The organism is Clostridium sp. (assembly GCF_030532265.1).
GTDB lineage: Bacteria > Bacillota > Clostridia > Clostridiales > Clostridiaceae > Clostridium.
Map to the genome: position 1 here is coordinate 1 of NZ_JAUNLM010000077.1, position 6,647 is coordinate 6,647.

Annotated in this window: 4 protein-coding genes; all 4 read right to left on the reverse strand. The window is 26.4% G+C overall.

Annotation, left to right across the window (positions count from 1 at the left end):
- Window positions 1-408: 408 nt before the first annotated feature.
- The gene (gene glgD / locus Q4E08_RS11125) at window positions 409-1,515 is read right to left on the reverse strand and encodes a glucose-1-phosphate adenylyltransferase subunit GlgD (RefSeq protein ID WP_303130975.1); all 1,107 of its coding nucleotides are present in this window, start codon (window positions 1,513-1,515) and stop codon (window positions 409-411) included.
- A 52-nt stretch (window positions 1,516-1,567) separates the two neighbouring features.
- Window positions 1,568-2,749: a glucose-1-phosphate adenylyltransferase gene (locus tag Q4E08_RS11130; RefSeq protein WP_303130977.1), complete on the reverse strand. Its 1,182-nt coding sequence runs from the start codon at window positions 2,747-2,749 to the stop codon at window positions 1,568-1,570.
- 72 nt (window positions 2,750-2,821) lie between these two features.
- On the reverse strand, window positions 2,822-4,249 hold the full coding sequence (gene glgA / locus Q4E08_RS11135; protein WP_303130978.1) for a glycogen synthase GlgA: 1,428 nt from the start codon (window positions 4,247-4,249) through the stop codon (window positions 2,822-2,824).
- Window positions 4,250-4,270: 21 nt separating this feature from the next.
- Entirely contained in the window at window positions 4,271-6,250 is a 1,980-nt protein-coding gene (gene glgB / locus Q4E08_RS11140; protein WP_303130980.1) for a 1,4-alpha-glucan branching protein GlgB, read from the reverse strand.
- Window positions 6,251-6,647 lie beyond the last annotated feature (397 nt).

Consider the following 6,647-nt stretch of genomic DNA (forward strand, 5'->3'; position numbering starts at 1 on the left):
ATTTTCAAAGACCATTTTATCTCGTCGCCCTCAAGCGACTTGTTTATCTTATCATTTAAGAAGATTTATGTCAACAACTTTTTTCATAAAGTTTTCTAAACTTTCAAAGTGTTTCCTCTTCTAAACAACAATAATATCTTATCACTTTACTCAACATTTGTCAACTCAGTTCGACATATTCTAAATATAAGTTCGAACTTAAAAGTCGTTTGTCTTTCAAGCAACGGACTTAATGATATCATATACTATTCCTTATATATATTTATTTTTACTTGTTTAATTAATATATTAGCTAAATTCTCTTAAATACTATTAAATTCATTATTTTGCTACTATTGATACACTAGGAATAGTTTAAGTGAAATAATCTCATTATATAAATAAAAAAGGCAGTTTAAACTGCCTTCTTTAAATAGCTTTTCTTTTTTGAATTGTAACGGGGTAATTTTCTGTACCATTTATATTTTGATTTTTGTTCACAGTAGTACCTTTATCTGCAATTACTTTACTCATATAAACATTATCCTCTATTTTGCTATTCTGAAGTATTATACAATTTTCTATGATACTTCCTTTTCCTATATGAACTCTTCTACCTATAATACAATTTTTAACTGTTCCTTCTATATAAGATCCATTAGCAACTATTGAATTAACTACTTCACTTTCTTTAGTATATTTAGTTGGTGCTTCATCTTGTGACTTTGTATATATTGGATCTTTATCATAAAATAATTCTCTATTTATTTTTTCATCTAAAATATCCATATTTGAATCAAAATAAGATTTTACAGAATTTACACAAGATAAATATCCTTTAAACTCATAAGTTCCAACTTTAATATCATTTAAATTTCTACTTATATAATTTTTAACTTTTCTATCTATTCCATTTTTTACGCACTCATATATTATATCTATAAAAAGGTTTGTTTTCATTATATACATTTCCATACTAATATTAGCTTGATTTTCTCTTCCTATATTTTCACCAATACTAATTACTCTATTTACTTCATTTATATTTAAAACTTCACAATCTATAAAGCTATCTTTTGCATTATTTATTTTTTTATAAACTATAGTTATATCATTTTTCTCATTTTTATGAGTTTTTATTAGTTCATTATAATCTATATTACATATCATATATGATGGTGCCAATAAAACATACTCTTTTCTACTATTTTTTATAAACTCTATATTCTCAATAAAATTATGAACATCATCATAATATGGATCATAATCCCCAAAATTAAAAACTCTAAGTCCATCCTTTTTTCTATGGAGGTCCCAAGGTCTTCCATTAGTTAAATGATTTACTAATGACCTTGATTTATTTTTTGTAAATATACCTATACCTTCTATTCCTGAATTAGACATATTTGATATTATAAAATCTATTATTCTATATCTTCCTGATATAGGTACTGATGCTAATGTTCTATATCTAACTAACTCTCCCATTTTACTTTCATTTTCATCTAAATTTATTATTCCTAAACAATTATTCAAGCAAACTTCACCCTTTCATCACTAATAATCTATTAGACTATTTCAAAACATTTTATACCATAGAAATTTCTCTTGGTATAACCCCTAAATTTTCTTTATCTGCTAGATTATCTATAATATTTCCAGCTGCTACTACTGCAATCTTATTTCCATTATCTATTAAAGAACCTTCCTTTATTATGGAATCACTTCCTATAATCGCTTTATCTATAATCACATTACTTTCAATATAAGCATTTGGCATTATTACAGAATCTTTTATTATAGTATTTTCCCCAACGTATACACCTTGAGATAATATAGAATTTTCTACAACTCCATATACTTTACAACCTTCATTAACCATAGAATTTTTTATTTTTGATTTTTTACCTATATATTGAGCTGGTCTAACGGGATTTTTTGAATATATTTTCCAATCATTGCTTCTTAAATCTAATTCATTTTCTTCTCTCAATAAATCCATATTTGCTTCCCAAAGACTATCTATAGTTCCAACATCCTTCCAATAACCTTTAAAAGGATATGCTAACATTCTCATATTATCATTCAACATTTTTGGTATTATATTTTTACCGAAGTCATTGCTTGACAATTCATCTAGTTCATCTTCTTTTAAATATTTTCTTAACTTATCCCATTTAAATATATAAACCCCCATTGATGCTTTATTACTTTTTGGTTTTTCTGGTTTTTCTTCAAATTCATATATAGTTAAATCTTCATTTGTATTCATTATTCCAAAACGCGTTGCTTCTTCCATAGTGACTTCTATAACCGCAATTGTTACATCAGCATTATTTTCTTTATGAAAATTTAGCATTTTATCATAATTCATTTTATATATGTGATCACCTGAAAGTATAAGAACGTACTCAGGATTATACCTATCTATATATTCTATATTTTGATATATTGCATTTGCAGTTCCTTTATACCAATCTCCACCCTTCTCTTCTTGATATGGAGGTAATATAGATACTCCACCATCTCTTCTGTCTAAATCCCACGCATCTCCAATTCCTATATGTGAATTAAGCTCAAGTGGTTTATACTGAGTTAAAACACCTACTGTATATATACCAGAATTTGCACAATTGCTTAAAGGAAAATCTATTATTCTATATTTTCCTCCAAATGGTACTGCAGGTTTTGCTAAATTCTTTGTTAACACTCCTAATCTAGAACCTTGTCCACCAGCTAATACCATTGCAACTATTTCCTTATTAACCATATTCACTTATTCCCCTTCCCCTAAATATAATATTTATTTAATTAACCCAAATAATAATTTATATAATAATCTCTATATTAATTGTTCATACATATCTTTATATTCTTTTGCAGACTTTATCCAGCTATTATCACTCTTCATAGCTTGTACTACTATTTTTCTAAATTTATTTTTATTATTATAAGTTTCTAAAGCATAATTTATAGAATTTATTAAATCTAAGTGATTATAATCTTTAAATACAAACCCAGTTCCCATACCTGTTTGTTCATTATAAGATATTACTGTATCTTTAAGTCCACCAGTTTCTCTTACTATTGGAATTGCCCCATATCTTAATGCAATAAGTTGTCCAAGTCCACAAGGCTCAAATAAAGATGGCATTAAAAATAAATCTGATGCAGCATATATTTTATGTGCTAATTTATTATCAAATAAAATATTAGCTGATAACTTATCAGGATATTTATTAGCAAACCATTTAAATCCTTCTTCAAATTCATTATCTCCTGTTCCTAAAATAACTAGCTGAACTTCTTTTTGTAAAAGTTCATCTAAGCAATACATAAATATATCTAAACCCTTTTGACTAGTTAACCTTGAAACTATACCTATCATAGGAATATCTTCTGATTCTTTAAGCCCAAGTTCTCTTTGTAACATCAATTTATTTTTAACTTTTAATTCTATATTTTCTACTGAGTAATTTTTATAAATATAATCATCTTTCTCTGGATTATATTCATCATAATCTATACCATTTACTATTCCTTTAAGAATATCTTCTTTAAACCTCAATAACCCATCTAACTTTTCTCCAAATTCCTTTGTCCTTATTTCTTTAGAATAAGTTTTACTAACAGTTGTTATTAAATCTGAATAATTTATTGCACCCTTTAAAAAACTAACTCCACCATAAAGCTCTAAACTTCCATTGTTAAATAATTCATAATCATATCCGAACAGTTCTGGTAATACCTCCTTATCAAAGGTTCCTCTAAATAATAAGTTATGAATAGATATTATAGTTTTTATTCCCTTATAAAACTCATCATAGTAATATTCAACTTTATTAAGAACAGGAATCATTCCAGTTTGCCAATCATTACAATGTATAATATCTGGCTTCCACCCAATTTCTTTTATAAGTTTAAATATAGCCCTATTGAAAAAAGCAAACCTTTCTCCATCATCATAATATCCATACAATCCATCTCTTTTAAAATAATATTCATTGTCTATCAAGTAATAAGGAACATCTTCATATTCACATTCTAATACTCCACAATATTGATTTCTCCAACTAACCTCTACATTAAATGATTTTAAAAATTTAGACTTATATTTTGAATTAAGGTTTATATCTTTATAATTTGGTATTACAACCCTAACATCTATACCCAACTTTTTTAATTCTTTAGGTAATGCACCAATAACATCTCCAAGGCCACCTGTTTTTATAAAAGGGTGTGACTCAGATGCAACTATTAAAACTCTCATTTTCTCTTACTCCTTTGCTTACTATTCTATTATGTTCTTATTTTTCACAGTTAGCTTATTAAATTTATCAATACCTAATATTGATGCTCCCATAGGTGGAACTTTTATTTTTATACAATATGGCATATTATTGTATTCTTTATCTTCAGCAACAAGTATTTGATCCATAATTTGTCCAGATCCACCATATTCTTTATCATCACTATTAAAGACTTCTTTATAATCAGCTAAATATGGAACCCCTATTTTAAAGTCATAATATACATTAGGAGTAAAGTTACATATAAAAATTAATGTATCCTTTTCTTTTTCTCCCTTCCTAATAAAAGTAAAAATACTTTGATCTTTATTATCTGCATCAATCCATTTAAATCCTTCTGGATTATAATCAAGTTCCCATAAAGCATTATTTTTTTTATAAAATTTATTTAAGTTTTTGGTATATTGTAACATTTTATTATGCATTGAAAACTTATCTATAAGTTTCCATTCAAGCTCCTCATAATCTCTCCATTCTATAAACTGTCCAAATTCAGAACCCATAAATAAAAGTTTTTTTCCAGGATGTCCAATCATATAAGCTAAATATAATCTTAATCCAGCAAACTTGTTCCAATAATCACCCCACATCTTATCAACTAAAGACTTTTTACCATGTACCACCTCATCATGAGAAATTGGTAATATAAAATTTTCAGAGTAATTATACATCATAGAAAAAGTCATATTATTATGATGATATTTTCTATATATAGGATCAATCTCTACATACTTTAAAGTATCATTCATCCATCCCATATTCCATTTAAAGTTAAATCCTAAACCACCATTTTCTATAGGCCTTGTTACATTAGGCCAAGATGTTGATTCTTCAGCAACCATAATTATATTTTCAAATTCTGAAAATACAGCCCTATTTAACTCCTTCAAAAATGATGTTCCCTCTAAACACTCATTGCCTCCATATATATTAGGCAACCAATCGCCATCATTTCTTCCATAATTTAAATAAATTATATTAGAAACAGCATCTACCCTTAATCCATCTATATGAAATTCTCTAATCCAATAAAATGCATTTGATATTAGAAAACTCCTTACTTCTGGCTTACCTAAATCAAAATTAGAAGTTCCCCAACCTTTATTTTCAGCTTTCCATCCTTCTTCATACTCGTAAGTAGGACTTCCGTCAAACATATATAATCCATGTGAATCCTTACAAAAATGCCCTGGAACCCAATCAAGTATAACTCCTATATCATTTTTATGAAGCTCGTTTATAAGTTCTTTTAAATCTTCAGCATTACCATATCTACTAGTTACTGAGTAATATCCTGTTGACTGATAACCCCAAGATTTATCTAATGGATGTTCCATAATTGGCATTAACTCTACATGCGTATATCCCATTTCTAAAACATATTCAGTTAACCTTTTAGCTAATTCTTTATAAGATAAAAATTCATCATCACACATTTTCCAAGAACCTAAGTGTACTTCATATATATTAATTGGACTTTTATAAATATTATTTCTTTTTCTTTTATTAATCCATTTTCTATCATTCCACTTAAACTTTATATCTTCTTTCACTATAGAAGCAGTATTAGGTCTTAATTCCGATTGTAAAGCATATGGATCCGCTTTATAAAAAGACCTATTTTTAAATTCGTCTACTATATAATATTTATATTTTGTACCTACCTTTAATCCAGGAATAAAAATCGTCCATATACCATTATCACTTATTTTTTCCATCTTATATTCTTCCAAAGGCTTAAACTCTGAAAAGTCACCAACTATATAAACCATACTTGCTTTTCCAGCCCAAACAGTAAATCTTACCCCTCGTTTTCTCTTTTCTATAACACTATGAGACCCCATAAACCTGTAGCTATTATAATTTTTTCCTTCATGAAATAAATAATTATCAAATTCAGTTATTTGACCTTTCTTAACTGTCTTTTTTATAACTTTATCCCCCTCTGCTACTTTACCCATGTTATCTTTCGCCCCCTTCTAATATCCATTACTTTACAATTGTAGCATTATATTTTCAAAATCTCTATTTATTTCATAATCTAAATTCCTACAAAATAAAATGTATTTTTTAAAAATTTATAACTTAAATAAATAAAGGCCAAAAGTTATAGAAAAAATAACTTTTAGCCTTTTATATTTTAAATATAATTTCTTTTATAAATCTTGTATCTACAGAATACAATTAAAATTTTAAAATAACACATAACTTTTTTATACATAAATTTATTCATAACACTAAAAAACTATTCATTTATTATATTGAGAAAAATATAAATTAATTTAAAAATTTTATCCATTAGAAATTTTTAAATAATAAAAAATTTAATTTTGAAAATAAATGAGATTATAAATGGAT